General features: G+C 54.9%; 12 protein-coding genes. 4 read left to right on the plus strand and 8 right to left on the minus strand.

What is annotated here, in order from left to right; translation table 11 throughout:
* Positions 1-230 precede the first annotated feature (230 nt).
* The 7 genes from repB to Yoon_RS17620 all read right to left on the minus strand — a co-directional run bounded on the left by repB (position 231) and on the right by Yoon_RS17620 (position 8,444).
* Entirely contained in the window at positions 231-1,196 is a 966-nt protein-coding gene (gene repB, locus Yoon_RS17590; RefSeq protein WP_238114091.1) for a plasmid partitioning protein RepB, read from the minus strand.
* Positions 1,196-2,380, minus strand: a complete 1,185-nt coding sequence (gene repA, locus Yoon_RS17595) for a plasmid partitioning protein RepA (RefSeq protein WP_238114093.1) — start codon at positions 2,378-2,380, stop codon at positions 1,196-1,198. The genes repB and repA overlap by 1 nt, the downstream gene beginning before the upstream one ends.
* A 201-nt stretch (positions 2,381-2,581) precedes the next feature.
* Positions 2,582-2,920, minus strand: coding sequence for a DUF736 family protein (locus Yoon_RS17600; RefSeq protein WP_238114095.1), 339 nt, complete (start codon positions 2,918-2,920; stop codon positions 2,582-2,584).
* 434 nt (positions 2,921-3,354) lie between these two features.
* A complete protein-coding gene (locus Yoon_RS17605; RefSeq protein ID WP_238114096.1) occupies positions 3,355-4,071 on the minus strand; it encodes a hypothetical protein in 717 nt (238 codons plus the stop codon).
* 370 nt (positions 4,072-4,441) lie between these two features.
* On the minus strand, positions 4,442-6,307 hold the full coding sequence (locus Yoon_RS17610; RefSeq protein WP_238114097.1) for a ParB/RepB/Spo0J family partition protein: 1,866 nt from the start codon (positions 6,305-6,307) through the stop codon (positions 4,442-4,444).
* A gap of 124 nt (positions 6,308-6,431) precedes the next feature.
* Complete coding sequence (locus Yoon_RS17615; RefSeq protein WP_238114098.1) at positions 6,432-6,800, minus strand: phosphoglycerate kinase; 369 nt, start codon at positions 6,798-6,800, stop codon at positions 6,432-6,434.
* Positions 6,801-7,346: 546 nt separating this feature from the next.
* On the minus strand, positions 7,347-8,444 hold the full coding sequence (locus Yoon_RS17620) for a tyrosine-type recombinase/integrase (protein ID WP_238114099.1): 1,098 nt from the start codon (positions 8,442-8,444) through the stop codon (positions 7,347-7,349).
* 156 nt (positions 8,445-8,600) lie between these two features.
* Between Yoon_RS17620 and Yoon_RS17625 the strand changes: the two genes are divergently transcribed.
* The 4 genes from Yoon_RS17625 (at position 8,601) to Yoon_RS17640 (ending at position 13,095) form a co-directional block, all read left to right on the plus strand.
* On the plus strand, positions 8,601-9,554 hold the full coding sequence (locus tag Yoon_RS17625; RefSeq protein WP_238114100.1) for a DUF1403 family protein: 954 nt from the start codon (positions 8,601-8,603) through the stop codon (positions 9,552-9,554).
* A complete protein-coding gene (locus tag Yoon_RS17630; protein WP_238114101.1) occupies positions 9,551-10,183 on the plus strand; it encodes an SMC-Scp complex subunit ScpB in 633 nt (210 codons plus the stop codon). Before Yoon_RS17625 ends, Yoon_RS17630 begins: the two co-directional genes overlap by 4 nt.
* Before the next feature lie 178 nt (positions 10,184-10,361).
* Positions 10,362-11,477 (plus strand): Fic family protein, encoded by a 1,116-nt coding sequence (locus Yoon_RS17635; protein ID WP_238114102.1) that lies wholly within the window; start codon positions 10,362-10,364, stop codon positions 11,475-11,477.
* Positions 11,478-11,652: 175 nt separating this feature from the next.
* Positions 11,653-13,095: a DEAD/DEAH box helicase gene (locus Yoon_RS17640; RefSeq protein ID WP_238114103.1), complete on the plus strand. Its 1,443-nt coding sequence runs from the start codon at positions 11,653-11,655 to the stop codon at positions 13,093-13,095.
* Positions 13,096-13,658: 563 nt separating this feature from the next.
* On the opposite strand, the gene Yoon_RS17645 is transcribed toward Yoon_RS17640, so the two are convergent.
* The gene (locus Yoon_RS17645) at positions 13,659-14,675 is read right to left on the minus strand and encodes a hypothetical protein (protein ID WP_238114105.1); all 1,017 of its coding nucleotides are present in this window, start codon (positions 14,673-14,675) and stop codon (positions 13,659-13,661) included.
* Positions 14,676-14,795: the final 120 nt, after the last annotated feature.

Consider the following 14,795-nt stretch of genomic DNA (forward strand, 5'->3'; position numbering starts at 1 on the left):
CTGAGACACGCATGCCTCAGTGGCTCCATTCGGAGCATCGCCAAAATTCTCCATAATATGTCAGCGGACAAACATTTCCCGTTCACTCAAGAGCGTTTTTTCTTGTGTGGTGATTCGGTGGCTGCTAGAATCTAGGTGTTCAATCTAAGATATGCGCTTTGCGCAGCAGCCCTCGAAGCCTTGGTTTCGGGGGTTTCTCTTTGTTCGCCTTCCTCCTTTCTGCTCTAACCTCAGGTGTCATCCACGGCGTTTACATCAGTAAACTCCCGGTAGGATTTCTTGATTATCTCTTCGAGCTCGGCGTCCAACCATTCAGCGAAAGCAGCATTGTTACCACCACGCTTGATCGAAATAGCAATCGAAGACCGGCCGGACTTAATCGTGACGCCTTCCACAGGCGTCACCTCCCTGCCCTCTGTTGGGCGAGCGCCACGGCGGGCAATTTCTTTTAAGAGCTGATCGAGGCGTTCATCGGAGGAAATGCCTTCGTCGAGCTTTGACAGAATCGCGAACGCAGACGAAGCATTTACCTTTTTCGCGATGAAAGCATCCGCGAGTGCAGTCCATTTCGGTCGCCCAGATTTGGGCGCTGCACCAATCTGGTCTCCAACATCGTCTGGAATATTCTCCGACACCTTTGTGAGATGTGAGAGACCAGACTTTGAAAGACCAAGAACTTGGCGGACGGTTGCAGTGTCATGTCCAGCGACCTGAATTACTGCCGCGAAACGGGCCTTTTCATAGAACGAAAGATTCCTTCGAGCGGCGTTCTCAAGACCTTTGGCAAGTAGCGCGGACTGGTCGTCGAGGTCCTGTACATTCGCGCGCACATTGATACCAAGCTCTCGACAGGCCTTTAGACGGCGTCTGCCGTAGATAATTTCAAAGCGACCTTCCTGCGATGATCGGCGCACCAAGACGGGGACTTGCTGCCCTCCCTCCTCAATGCTTGTTCGAAGATTCTCAAACCCTTCTTCATCGTCATCGGAGTTTACAGCTGTAAACCCGTCTAACCGATCCTTAGGACCCCACTCATCAATGAGAATTGGATTGATCTCGCGAATGGCAGACAATGAACCCTGCAGCGCCCCTAAGGCTGGAGCACTTGGGTTGGGTTTGCGTTCCGTTGAGCGCGGGCCGGAATCCGCGATCGTCTTTGCAATGCCAGAAAGACCTTGAAGAGACTTACGCGCCATCAGATACGCTCCCATGATTGATGGATCATTGTTTCCACCTCTTTGCCGATCGCATCCATCGAGTTCTTCGCACGGTCATAAGTCGCACGTGTCATCTCAGACTTCACAACCTCATAGATCGACTGTTTGAGCATTGTTGCATCACTAACAGCAGTGCTCTTGAGCGCGGTCGCGCCCATCACACGGTCCTGGAAAAGGGCGCGCATGAATGACGTCAATTGCTGTGAAGGGACATCAGTCGGTTCATCTCGTGTGATCAGGAATTTAAAATGATCGTATTGTAGCTCTGCTCCCGCTTCTTCGATCACGCCCATATAAGCTCCTGCAAGCTCCAGGAATTGAGCCGTGGAAGAGACATCCAGCATGGAAGGTGTCAGCGGAACGATCAACGACGTCGCTGCAGCCATGCCAGATATCGTCAAGAAGCCTAGTTGCGGTGGGCTATCCATCAGAACGATGTCAAACTGGTCTTCAACTTGGGAAATTGCATTTCTGATCCGTGTAAAGAACGGTTGATCAGGACCGGAATTGACCGCCGACTCAGTCTCAAACTCCGATAACAGTAGTCGGGAAGGAGCGAGGGACAGTCCCGGGAAATAGGTTTGGACAATGACATCCGCGAACGGGACAGGGTCATCATATCTGATGGCATCATAGACTGTGAGCCCATCAAACTCTATTTCCGGGCTGATACCGCACATTGAAGTCAACGAGCCTTGCGGATCAAGATCGACAACCAATACGCGATATCCCTGAAGGGCGAGGAAATGCGCAAGATGGATCGTGGTGGTGCTCTTGCTACTGCCGCCTTTGAAGTTCATCAGCTGCCAAACCTGCAACTTGTCGCCCTCGCGCCGGCCCGGGAGATAGCGTCCTTTCTTCCGTGATGTTTGCTCAAGAATTTGGCGAGCATCCCAGATTTCCGCTGCGGTATAGTATCGCCTGCCGGACCGAACCTCTCGCGGTTCTGGTAAAGTGCCTTCGCCATGCACTTTGCGCATGAATTGGCCGGACACACCCAAGAGCTCGGCAGCCTCTGGAGCACTAAACAAGCGAAGAGACTTAGTGTTGTCAGGCGCAAATGCTGAAAGCAGATGCTCGCGGATAGCAGAAGTCAAACGCTCTGAAATATCGGTTGCCAGTTCCGACGGACGGTTGGTAACGATTGGTGTCACGGGAATCATGTGGTTGCCCCAATTTGCTCAATATGGCTTTTTTCGCGCCACTTGGGGGTAAAAGCTGCGATTCACCACACTAAGTCAATAATTTTTTGCAGATTTAGTGTCTAATAAGCCGCAATTCGCTACATAAGCTAGTATGCGATAGGAGTTTACAACTGTAAACTCCAGAAGGTTTGGGCGACTTTATCGCCCAGACCAGTGGTCTCAAGCAGTATCTTTCGGACCCCAAGGAATGATCGCTTGCAGCGTATCATCGTCCTGGTTCGCGGCTTTGCCGAGGTTCGCATTGAACGCATAGTCTCGGACCGTCATCGAAAAGTAATCTCCGCCGGTGTCGCGGTTTTGTTTCTTCCAGATGCCGCCACACTCAACGAGGCGACCACGTGGTGAACGGCCTAGGACACGGTGGGTCGGTGCCATCGGGTTGTCGCTGATGATGGGCTCCACGGTGATATCGAGATCGAAGGTCAGCGTTGAAATTGATCCGGACCCTTTGGCGGTCTCGATGTCGTTGCTTTCGAATTTGATGCAGTTGGTGGTCATTGCTTTGCTCCTTTGGTTGGTGTTGCAATGATGGTCACCTTGCAGAGGTCTAAGAGCCGAACACACCGAAGGCGCAGCGAAGCGGAGATGGGCAGGGAGGCAGAATTTTGCCGCGCGAGGAATGCCCAATGGGCAGGGGACAATTCTGGCAAACGCCCTTTGTGTTCAGGTCGGCCTCTGCGACCAGCATGTCATGCAACGCCGACGCAAGGTGCAATTCGGACCACGCAGCAAATTCGAACTCCGGCATTGAGTCCCAAGGCAGATATCATGTGAGGCTTTGACGCTGAACGCAGGGCACCGCTCTTAAGCCTGTAAAATGACAAACTTGGGGCCGTCAATGTACTGCCGACGCCATAGATCTGAGCTCGCAAGGAAGAGGCCGATGGCAAAACACCACCGGCCTCATTGATGCTTACTCTGTCAGACGGTTTCTATGCAGAACCAGAATGTTCATCTAATGCATCCTCAAGCCACCACGCAGAACTGAAGATATCCATCGGCGAAGCACTACAGTGAGGGCAGTGCCAAAGATTTGCAGCGACAGACTTGGCGTTTGATTTTTCATCACAATGCAAACAGAACCATGTGTCGCTCGAACTGCCATTGATCGGATGCACCGCGAAGCCATTTGCATCTGGCATTGTGGACCGCCTCGGCCAATCCGAGGCAATCCGCGCCCGCACCTGTTCCGCCTTGGCATTCGCAATTTCTAGTGCACGCGTGACGAAATCAGGATCGTGGATCGGGTTCACTTTGAAGCGTTTATCGGTCACGCGAACACAAGGTTCCTTGGATGGTGCCTCGGGCACATGAACCATCCAACCTCGCCCACGAACGAAGACTTCGTCCATTGAGACTTCGATAGAATAGGCATGCGGCCCTATCTGCCCCTGACGATCTCCACCAGGGTCGCCAAACATCTCGACGGTCTCATCCGGATGAGCCTGCTTGAGAAGGTCTTCGACTTTGGCAAAGTCGTCAGGTTTCGGAAGCCAACCGTTCTTGCGAGCCGCCATTGCTGCATACCAATGGGTATGTCCGAGCTTTTGCGCCACGATATTTAGGGCATCGTGGTGTTCGATGCGTTTCGCCCTCGCGATCTTCTTTGCGAGCTTCTTAAGGTCTTTGATTTGCTGGTCTTGTGCCATTGATCCATTCCAAATTCCGGATCTGACTAGGTGCCCGCTACTAATCGATCCGCTTCGAAGGGAACGATGAAAAAGAATTAAAGCCCTGCATAGCTTTGGGTCGCGGACACACAGGCCTGAGCGGAAGGCCAACACTAACATCGGGTTTCATTTCGTGATCGTCAAGATGCAGGTCAGTAATAAACTGAGATCGTCTTGCATCGCATTTGCGATGCTTCCGCGCGGACAGCGCCGGTCCGGTGGCAGGGCAGTGGGCTTGTCCTCTTGCCCTGCCATCGGACAATTTTGAGATTTTCAACAGAACTTTCAACCAACCGCAAAAAAGGCCCCGCCGAAGCGGGACCAGTTGGTCCTTCCCACGAAGGAGCCGTTAGGTGCAGTCAGGCACCCATCTGTCGATTTTGGCTTTTTGGTCTGCCGTCAACCCCATCAGCTTTTGCGTCGTTGCATCCGTCATCAGGTTTTCCATCTTCTCGGCCTTTTCGCCCTTCTTAAGTTTGGCAAAAGCGGTCACACGTTCATCATTCGAGCCACATTCCAAGAATTCACACATTAATTCAATGAGATAGCTTGCTGATACTCTGGAAAAGAAGTTCTCCGCGGTGGGCGTCCAATGCTTGCGGATATCGGCACCGGCCTCCATCTCAATCAATGCAAAAAATTCCTGACCGCCAGCCTGATAGGGAAGGGTGCGCGCAATGGCTTCGGTGATTGTAGCGTTACGCGACTTCTTGGTGCCATCGCGATAGGTGGCAAAGGAAGCGCGGAGGTCTTCAACGCGAGTGCCTTGCTGCCAATACTCGCTTGCATCGATCCCATGGTTCAAACGTGGTTCCGCTTCAAAGCCATCTTCGATGCTCGGCGCGTTGTTAGGGCGGTCCATGCGCATGCCAAAGATACGCTCAAAACTGCCGGATACGTCGGATAACCCAAATCCCAAGAGATCAAGGACAAGTTCGGGCTTCGTCAGGATTGCAGCCTGCACGGATGCCAGACGGATGGCTTGCATGTCTGCCGTCAGTTTCTGCGAGTAAGGCGATTTCGGAACGTCGGACTTCGTGCTTTGCGGGGCTTTCAGGATTCCTGCTTCGATCGCCGCCTTCTTGTCGTCGGGGCGCACCAAACCCGACGTCACTTCAACTTTTCCAGATGAATTTACAAGCAGGATACATCCCGCAAGGGCCTTCTGATCTTCTGAGTAGTCGCCGTCCAGAATGGTTTGCAACTCGGACAGGCGAGCCTCGCCATCTTCGTCCAAGACGTCGCCATTGGCGAGGTCTGCGAGTGCGTCGTATTCTTCGGCTTCTGCTTCGGTCAGTTCACCCTCAATTGGATAGACCCGTTCCAGTTTCATCTGATCGAGATCGTAGTAGTTGAGCCACGCCTCGGTGCGCGCTTCGGCCCAAGCCCAGCCTTGCGCTTCGACCAGTTCATTGCGGGCCGTGTCCAGCGCCTCACCGAAGAGACGTTCCAGAAGGGCAGGGGAGGCAAGGAAGATTTCTTCCGAAAATAGATCACGGGTGACTGTGCCGCCTTCGGCCTCATATCTCTCAACGCCCACGAACCTTGCACGGCGATCACTGGCCTTGATGGCATCGGGATGCAGCGCGTTTTTGATCGCCGCCTCCGACACGGCTTGCCCCTTAACTTGATCCAAGAGGCTCAAGGTGAGTGCTTCGTCATCTGAAAGTGTAAAGGCTTTGGCGGTGCCAAGACCAATCTCACCCGCTGCGAGCGCGTCCAACACGGGGTCTGGCAGACCCGCAAGCGCCAACCGTTGATAAACGCGAGCCTCTGTCACGGCAAACGCGAGTGCAATCTCCGGCACCGTTGCATTGCGGGCCTTCATTCGGCCAAAGGCGCGGATTTCGTCCGCTGGGGCCATGTCTTCACGGGCCGCGTTTTCGGCGCTGGCCCAATCTTCGGCCTCTTCGGCGCTGGAGGCCAGCTTTACAGGCACAGTTTCGAAGGAATCGTTCTGGGAACGCTCTGCAATCCGTTGAAGGGCGCGAAGACGGCACCCGCCCGCAACGATGCCGACATTGCCATCCGCATCCATGAAGCCTGCAAGGTTATGAATGAGGCCAAAGCGCTCGATGCTGTCGGCGAGGCTTTCGATATGCGCCTCTGAAACCGTCGTGCGTGGGTTAAGATCGGAGATGGACAGCGCGTCCAACGGGATTTGCTGGATCACGGCACTGGCGGCGTCTGGAGTGATGGTTTGCTGTTTGGTCATGAGATTGGTCCTTTGATGTCTTTTGAGGACCGCTCCGAGCGCCTGAGAGGGCGTAGGGCGGTCAATTGAGTGAATTGATGGGCACTGACCGCAGAGCCGCGCTGACGCGCCTCTGCGGCGCTGGCTACCACCAGCAGGAATAGATCACGGTCGATCCTGCTTGCATCTGGGTCCGTGCCCATGCGCAGAATTCAAGATCGTAGTCGCGATACTCGCTGGCTTGTTCATCTTGGAACTGATGCCCGTAGAAAAACCCGCCTTCGCAGTGGGGCAGGGCGCTGTCTTTGACGGCCTTTTCCAGACTATCAATGTCGGACGCTTGCAGCACCAACTCACCACAGTTGAGGTCAGTGGCGTCTAGCCCCGTGCGCTCAGTGTAGAGGCCTTCCATAAAAGTTTGCAGTTGAGAGTGCTTTCGCCATGTGAACTTGGCGCTTTCGCCTTCTTCGCCGCTCTCGGCGGTCTTGATGTATGCATATTGGTCGAGGCCCATGTCTGAGGCTCCTTTCCTTCGTGGTTGGAGCGGTGCTTGGCTCGTTTTGCCGACCTTATGCTGTGGTCTGCGGCTTGGCCTTGCTTTCCGCCATTGGGCGAAGGCCTCCCTGTCTCTGACGTTTGGAAGACCCCGCGTCTTCCGAAGGGCAGAGCAGGAGAGGGCACAGCCCGACCTGCGACCAGACGGTGACCTGACACTGGGGGCCGGAGCGTTGAATTTGGGAGGGACCCGCGCCCAAGCGCGGGAGGAACCGGAATTCGGCGTGAAGGCTGACGCGCAAGCGGCACCAGAGCCCCTGTTCAGGGCGCCGGTCGGATGGCAGGCGGATATTTGGAAAAGAAAACTGCCAGCCGGGTTAGAGCGCAGCGGAGACCTGGCTGACGTCTGATTCAAGCGAGCGCGGTCTTGCCCGCGATCTCAGATGCCAAATGCACGAAGGATCGCCTCCCGCATGGGCGAAGACGCACATCGTACGGCTTCGGGCGCAGCCAAGAGCCTGGTCAGCGCGAGAGGCGCTGGCGTGCAAAAAAACTCAAACAAGAGCTAAAGTCCTGCAGCCTTGGTGAGGTTGACCCGGAATCTATCACGGCGACGTTGATAACGACGGGTCATTTCGGCCGAGGCGTGACCAAGGTGTTTCTGAACGTAGCGCTCCTCAACTTCGGCAGAGCTGGCGAGACCAGCCCGCAAGGAGTGGCCGGAGAACAAGGCGAGGCGTTCTTTTTCGGGCAGGTCGGCACGGATGCCGGATTTCAGGACGGTGGACTTGATCAGGCGCGCGACATGTTTGTCATTCAACCGGGCCTCCAACGGGCGCTTGCCATCGCGGGAGGTGCGCACGAAGACCGGCCCAAAGTCGATTTTTGCAAAATGCAGCCATTGTTCCAACGCATGCACCGGACAGGAGGCATCCGAAGAGCCACGACCAATCTCAACCTCGCGCCAGCCAGTTTTGGCGTTGAGCGTGAGTAGGACACCGTCGTCGAGGATCTCTATCCAGCCGCCGCTGTCGGGCGTGTCATCTTTGCCCACATCGAGGCTGACGATTTCCGAGCGCCGCAACCCGCCCGCATAGCCGATCAGAAGGATCGCGCGATCCCGCATCCCGCGCAGATCGAAGGGCAAGGTGGCCACCATCGCAAGAATGTCTTGCGCGCCGATGGCCTCTTTCTGCACCGGTGGGCGCGCGTGTTTGCGTTTGATTCCAGCCAGGACGGTCGTGATATGGCGGTCTTTGCGATCAACGGTGAAACCGCGCTGCACATAATTCCACGCCAGCCCCGAAAGGCGGCGCTCGATGGTGCTGACCGAAAGGGCAGGGACCTTTTCGGTTGGAGCGGCCAAGTCGGTCATATACAGGCCGATCAATTCGGGTGACGGTGGCAAAGGATCCGTGCCCTTCAACCTGCACCAACGGGTGAAGTGTTTCCAATCGGCGGCATAGGCCTTGTTGGTGTTCTCGGCCGTCGAGGCTTTGGCGTAGTCGCGCGCGGTATCAACGAGACGATCCAGCATCCCTGAACCTGCGACATGAGAGGGCAGGGCGATCCCATCGCTTTTCTCTGGATCTCTCTCGTTGTCCTCAGGGCCATGACGCGCATCAGAGTGCGATGATCTCGATTTCCCGTCTTCTGAGGCCATTTTCCAGTGAATCCAGCAATGAAATTAAACTACCGCTTAGCATATCTTTATACGTCCGATAATGCAAACTTATTGGACGTAGAAAAGAGCGCCAAGGTGGGGCGGTTTCTACACTATCTGGTAGGCAAAAGCGCCGCTGTGCTATAGTCTTGTGGTATGACCTATCAGCCCGCCACGATCTCCGACGACTTCAGCAACCTACCAGAACTGCCAGGATGGGTCACCTCCGGCCGTGCAGAAACCCTTGAAACTGTGGCCTTTCGGTCTGGAGCAGCACTCACGGTGCTCGACCAGTTGATCAGTGATGAGAGTTATGGAGTCCCACTGAAACTGCTGGCCAATCGGTTGGCCCTGAGCGCAGCGACCGCGACCTCAAAACTGGAAGGACGGATGGCGCGAGAGGCGGACATCCGCGATGCGTACCATCTGACGCCCTCGGGTGAAGCGCGGGGCCCGGATGGCGACCTATTGGCGTTCTGGCGCGCCGCCGTGCGTCTGCGTATAGGCGGGACGGGTGAGATTGCTGACCTGGTCGGTGCTGACGTCGCGGGCGAGGTGGTCGTATGGTTAGATGCGGGTTTGGAGTGGACTCGGACCCATGGTCCGGTTGCGGCCTCCGTGGCAATTCTGCGCGCGGTACTAGCGGCTGACGACCAAGCGGAACGGATCGCCTGTCTGCTCTCGGATGTCGTGTTGGCGCGGGCACTGAATTGGAAAGCGGTGCTTCCGGTCTCGGCGCAGCGGCTGACAAAAGCAGCTCTGCGCGAGCTGACCGCGGAAGGGCAGGGGGCTGAGCTGGCAATGCAGATGCGGATACTCGAGTCCATTGAAGAGGCGATCCGATTGGCGCGGGACCTTTCCTACCGTGCCGAGGCGCTTTGCACCGTCGCCCCGAAGCTGCGGGCGAAAGGATCGGGCGCGGCGGTCGCACTGTTCCTGTCCGAGGATGCCGTGGCGCCCTCAACGATGTTGTCTCCAATGATCCAAGGGACGAGTTTGCCTATGACCGACCGGGCCGCGCGGCGGTTCTGCGACCGGCTAGTCGAGCTTGGCGTGGCGCGGGAACTGACCGGGCGACCAACTTTCCGGCTTTATGGTATCGCGCCATGACGGTCGAGACCCGGAGTCGGAAACCAGCGGATGACGGCGGAGCCGTCTTTGATCGGGAGCTCGACGACCTGCCACAGGAGCTGCGCTGGCGCGAATGGATGGGACGGATCGAGGCCGTGCTCTTCGCCAGTGTCGCGCCAGTTGGCCGTGAGGACCTGGCCCGCGTGGTGGGGCAGGGGGCCTCCGTCGAGATGCTGATCGACGACATCCAGGCGGAACTGGCCAGCCGCCCATACGAGCTTGCCCAAGTGGCGGGCGGCTGGATGTTCCGCACCAGGACGCAGTTCGCCGATGCCATCAAGGCTGCGGCTGATCTTGGCGATCAGTCGCTCGCCATCACCGAGATGGAGATGGGCGTGCTTTGCGCCATCGCCTATCACCAGCCGATCGACCGGGCCGGGCTGAAAGACATCTTTGGCAAGGAGGTGAGCCGCGATCTTCTGGCCCGATTGCGCTACAAGGATCTGATTACGAGCGGGCCCAGGTCGCCGAGGCCCGGAGCGCCGCATACCTTCGTGACGACGGAGACGTTCTTAGCAACCTTTGATTTGCAGACATTGCGGGACTTGCCGGATCTTGATTTGACGGTTGGTGAGGCGGATGAGGAGACCCAAACGGTGCAGGTTTAAGGTTCTTCGCTTTCAATTGGTCGGGCTTTGACTTTCAATCAGTCGGAGGTATGAGCAGGTCTTACGTGCAAATGCACAGTAGAGTTTACGTGTATTTGCGCGCGTTTGAGTTATAGGATTGACTTCTATAGCTCAAAAATGATCACTCTGTGAGTTATAGGAAGGAATTCTATAACTCATGGCATGGAATTGGCAGATATTGGGTTGGCCGGATTTCCGGTACGACGCAGCATCACTGGCACAGCTCGAGCAGCGCTTCCTCCTGTCGTCCGGCGAAGTCCTGGGTGCCGTTCACCATGTCAGCCCCTCAGAGCGTGATCAACTCTGCATCGACCTTCTGAGCGATGAGGCCATGAAAACCAGTGCCATTGAAGGCGAGATGCTCGATCGGCGCAGTGTACAATCCTCGCTGCGCCGACATCTCGGATTGGAACCGGACAGCTATCCGAATAAACCCCGAGAGCAGGGCGTGGCCGAAATGATGGTCGATGTCTATTCGACCTATGCCGCGCCGCTTGGGCATGACACGCTGTTTCGGTGGCATGAGATGCTCCTGTCTTTCGACAAACGGCTCGAGACTATCGGGTCATACCGGCAGCACGAAGATGCCATGCAGATCGTCTCGGGTAGTCTTGATCGTCCGGTCGTGCATTTTGAGGCCCCACCGTCTAAGCAAGTTCCGGACGAGATGGGCCAATATGTCGATTGGTTCAACCAGACAGCGCCGGGTGCCGAAGAGCCATTGCCGGCATTGACACGCGCTGGTCTCAGCCATCTCTACTTCGAAAGCATTCACCCGTTCGAAGATGGAAACGGTCGTTTGGGTCGGGCTCTGGCCGAAAAATCCCTGGCTCAGAATATTGGCCAGCCAAGCCTGATCGCGCTGGCCTTCACCATCGAGCGAAAGCGGAAAGACTACTACGACCAGCTAGAGCGGCACCAGAAGACACTGGATGTCACAGCTTGGCTGGTCTGGTTTGCTGAGGCCGTTCTGGAAGCGCAGCAGGTTACCTTAGACCGCGTCGGCTTCTTCATTGCCAAGGCGCATTTCTACGACCGGTATCGCGATGCGTTGAATGAAAGACAGGCCAAGGTGATTGAGCGGATGTTCCGCGAGGGGCCTGAAGGGTTCAAAGGTGGCCTGAGTGCGGAGAACTATAATTCCATCTCTGGGACATCACGGGCAACGGCAACCAGGGATCTTCAGGAACTTGTCTCGATTGGCGCCCTGAGGCGGACTGGCGAGCTCAGGTACACGCGTTATTGGCTAAACCTGAATGAAACAAATGTGTGACTAGAGGAGCTGGAGTTGGGCGTTCTCTATCCATGGAAAGTCTATCAGAGACATTTTCACAGCACCCCGTTAAGTTGCCGGATAAATTGAAATTCAATCAAGACGCGCAGGGCTTGTTCTGAGCGACTGATCATTAAACAGAAACCCTAGTTGAACTTCTAATTGAGAGTACAATTTGTTAGAAACCAAACTATCCAGAACATCGCTTGCACTCTGGCCGCATCAGCATGCAGCTCTAGATACCGTCGACGCTTATTTCGCGTCATTGAGCAAACGCGCCTGCCTTGTCAATATGCCGACTGGTACGGGAAAAACTGGAATAATGGTTTCAATCGCTCGCCAAAGAGCCCAAACTCAGGCCGTACTCGTAGTTTGCCCTTCAGCGGCTTTGGTCGAGCAGCTCTCCTCTCAGTTCGAGAACCGCTTTTGGGATAAAATCGGTGCTGGACCAGAATGGAAGCCAGATAAGGTTTGGAATATTCTACCGAGTAACATCGAGCAACTGATTGAACACCTAGACAATAACAAAGGTGAGCAGATCATTTTGGTCGGTACCGTGCAGGCAATCCAGCAGATCGACGCTGACGGCAAAATTAGTCAACTGCATGGCCGCGTCGGCACGATATTGTTCGACGAGGGGCATCGTGAACCTGCGCCAGGCTGGGCACGCGTAGTCCGCGGATTTGCCGTGCCGACCGTCTTGTTCAGTGCCACACCATTTCGTGGCGATCTAAAGATCTTCGACGTCGATGATGACCATATTCACTTTCTTGGCTTTGCTGATGCGGTTGGCTATGGTCTCATACGTGACGTCGAAATTGACGAACAAGCGTTGCCCGCATCGATTGAAGACTATGCTGTGGAACTGGTAGCCAGAGTCGACGCGCTTGTTGCAGATGCACGTTTCACGGCAGCCAACAAAGTCATAGTGCGTTGTGACCGAGAGGATTCGGTTCGAGAAATGCATGAGGCGTTGACTGTAGCTCTTGCCGGTCGTGCCGACGGGGTCCTCGCGATCCATAATAACTTCCCCGATCGGCCCCATGACAGGATTGTCAATGCCGTACCGCGGGACCTTTCAGCGCGACCCGAACGTTTTCTCATCCACCAGTTCATGCTGATAGAAGGAATTGACGACCCGCTCTGCACGATACTCGCGCTCTACGAACCTTTCACGAATACGCGCATGTTGGTCCAGCAGATTGGCAGGTTGATACGCCATCCTGGACCGATTGGTGAGCCCGTACCACAAGCTTACGTACTTGCACCCAACGGTCAGAGCGTCGCAGACGAATGGAATAGTTTTCTTTCTTTTGACAAAGCTTCGATGGCGAACGACAACAAGCCGTTTGTCCGCAATGACGCAGCGGTTTTGGAAAATCTAATCGCTGCCCTGCCAACTCTCGACTACGTGATGGGACGCTTCCGCGAAAGACCCGAACTCGACGATCCCGGTCTTCATGACGATCTAAGATTCCCGAGCGCAGCGGTCGCATTCACGATTCAACAAGACCTTAATTTGGATGAGCTCCAAAGAGACATCCGAGCCGAACTGACTAGCGATGATCGGCACGAAGTGCTGACCGGTCAAACTGCCGACGGTCTTTTCTTGGGCTAGATGAGGCCTTACTAAGCCCAGCAGCGGTCGTGGTCGCCGGCAAGTGGAAAAAAGGCAACCCTGGAGTATCGGCTTCAGCCTTCTACGATGTTTGCGCCCAAGGTCTCAAAAACCTCGCGTATATGAAAAGCGACGGAGCCCTACTACCGGGTAGCGAGACCCGTTTCGATGGCCGTTGGAGACTGTCAAAGCGCAAGTCACCCATTACTCAGACGGTCGATCGTAAACGTCATGGCAGAGGATCGAGGGCCTTCCGTAGGGCCTTCCAACGTTTGCGTTCTAGTCCAACCACAGACAGAGAGATTTGGCTAGTATGTTCGGGTGGTATGCTTTCGCTTGCGAAGTTGAAGCTCCAGTTCGCAAAACCGCAACCTGAGCCGCACGTACTTCAATTCTACCACTTGGTACTCTCGACTTATTCCGCATGCCAGTCAGTCGGTGTACGCCTTCGAATTTTCTGCGCTGAGTGACATTCACCTGCTCCAAAAAGCTAGGTGAGCATTGTGCGCGCCAAAGATAGAAAAAACAGCACTAGGTTTGGAAAGGTAGTGTTCTTACAGTCCTTATCTGTTGGAATTGGGTGAACTACGGAATAGCATTGCTTCAATGCGGACGTTGTCAAGGAGCGTAAACTGCATCGTTGAGGTTCTTGAAAGACTGGCGGAGATATGGCGCTTAAAACCTGCCCGATGTCTGGTTTGTTCGGCGACTGAGCTAAAACTGCGCCTGTTAGTTTTCGAATCCCATCCAGCCAAAATTTTGGTCATAAGGCCCTTCTTTGAGACATCGGTCTGGCTGGTTTGGGCTGCAACTACGACATCCTTGAGCTTGGGTTTCTGATCCTCAGAATAGTACCGTCGCTTTGAGCTTTTGTCATTCTGGCGCCCGCGGACGACTTGTTCATCGCTCCACGCCCCAGCCCATCTCACCTTTCCATTCCTGATAACGTAGTGAGATCGACAGGCAAGCCCAATGTCGATAAACGTCCTTCCAAACTCTGTCAGGGCATCGACGAAGGCTTGTTTGTCGGGACTTGCGTCCATGCACAAAAAGACAAAATCCATTGGACGCAGTAAATCCACATTGTCCTTCGTAATGCGCACAGCGTTTGGATGAATACCCTTGTGCATTTTGCCGTACATAGCTGCGTAGTAGTCCACCTTCTTTGGTAAAGCTTGGAGTTCCCCAAGAGAAGCAGCTCCGGGTGCGCGAAACGCATTATGCTGTAGATAGGTATCGTCGTCGAAGGTGTGAATCTTCCTGATTGGGCATTTGACCAAGCCATCATGAACAAAGTATACGTCCGGTGAACCCCACTCAAATGTGCCGCCGCGCGGCAACGAGAGCGGACCTTCATATGTGATGCGGCAAAATTGGGGGCTAGATGACTCGAAGCGACTTTGTCTTCGTTTAATGTGAGCGAACAAGAGACCCACCTTGGACGTAGAACGAATGCGCAATGCTTGTTTTGCGCGCTTTGAAAACAATGGTTCGGGTCGATAACAGCGTTTGGCAGGTGACACTACGCGCAGAGGTCTATCATTCCATTCTAGTGACGGTACGGCTTGGATGCGGGTCATTTCCTTAATATTGTTGCTAATTTACGACAATCACCCAGTATATCTTCTATAGGTCTTAGTATTGCCTCAATTAAATCAGTACACGTCAACTAAATTACCACACGATCTGGTCGTTCGAAT

It is taken from the genome of Yoonia sp. I 8.24, assembly GCF_022096995.1.
Taxonomy (GTDB): domain Bacteria; phylum Pseudomonadota; class Alphaproteobacteria; order Rhodobacterales; family Rhodobacteraceae; genus Yoonia.